A 1,155-nucleotide genomic window follows, 5' to 3' on the forward strand; every position below is an offset into this window, starting at 1 on the left:
CCGCTCGGCGGCGACCGGCGGCTCCTCGCCCTCGGCGAGCAGGTCCGGCACCACCGCGCGCAGCTCCTCCAGGGGCACGGAGCCCTGCCGGGCCACGCGGAACGGGGTGACGGTGCAGTCCACGATCGTCGAGGGATCCCGGCTCTCCCGGGGGCCGGCGTCGAGGTAGAGGGCCACGGACTCCCCCAGCATCGAGCGGGCGGCGTCGGCGGTGGTGGCGGCGTCCATGCCGGTGCGGTTCGCGCTGGAGACGGCCATGGGGCCGACGGCGTAGAGCAGTTCGCGGGCCACCGCGTCGTCGGGCACGCGCAGGGCGACGGTGCCGCGGGTCTCGCCGAGGTCCCAGGTCAGCGTGGGCTGGGACTTGAGGATGAGCGTGAGGGCGCCGGGCCAGAAGCGCTCGGCGAGGGCCTCGGCCTCCTCCGGCACGTCGTACGCGAGGCCGGCCATGACGCGGCGGTCCGCGATGAGCACGGGCGGCGGCATGGTGCGGCCACGGCCCTTGGCGGCCAGCAGCACGGCCACGGCCAGCGGGGAGAACGCGTCCGCTCCGATGCCGTAGACGGTGTCCGTGGGCAGGACCACGCAGCGGCGGTCCGCGAGGACCTCGCGGGCGCGGGCCACGGCATTCTCGAGGGCGGCCGGATCCGAGACGTCGATGAAGTCACTCACGTCGGTCATTCTTCCACCTCCGCGCCCGCCGCGGCTTCGCCGGACCGGCGCGCCGTCAAGAACCGATCTCGCCCGGTGAGGTCCGGGTGGACTCGTTCGCCCGTGAACCGCCGGTCCGCGCCGAGGGCGGACAGGAGGGCCGGGCCCTGCGTCTCGTGGTGCTCCATGGCGAACAGGCCGCCCGGGGCGAGCAGGTCCGCCGCCCGGTGCGCGATGGCGCGCGGGATCCGCAGCCCGGGCGTGTCCCCGCCGTAGAGCGCCCGCGCCGGGTCCAGTCGGGCCTCCGGTTGGGCGGGCACCTCGGCCTCGGGCACATAGGGCGGGTTGCTCACGACGACGTCCACGCGGCCCTCGAGGTCGGGGCACGCGACAAGGGCATCACCTTGTCGCAGGTCGACCCCGCGCGGGGCGAGGTTCCGCCGGGCCCAGTCGGCCGCCGCCGGGTCGAGCTCGACGGCGGTGACGGCGAGCGCGCGGCCCCGC

Annotated in this window: 2 protein-coding genes; both read right to left on the reverse strand. The window is 76.3% G+C overall.

From position 1 onward, the window contains the following. A partial coding sequence (locus HMPREF3105_RS01375; protein WP_070708599.1) for an L-threonylcarbamoyladenylate synthase occupies positions 1–681 on the reverse strand: 681 nt, incomplete at its 3' end. Continuing rightward, positions 678–1,155 (reverse strand): N5-glutamine methyltransferase family protein (locus HMPREF3105_RS01380; protein WP_371441090.1); only part of this gene is annotated, 478 nt, incomplete at its 5' end. The genes HMPREF3105_RS01380 and HMPREF3105_RS01375, both read right to left, overlap by 4 nt.

This window comes from Micrococcus sp. HMSC31B01, from assembly GCF_001816085.1.
GTDB lineage: Bacteria > Actinomycetota > Actinomycetes > Actinomycetales > Micrococcaceae > Micrococcus > Micrococcus luteus.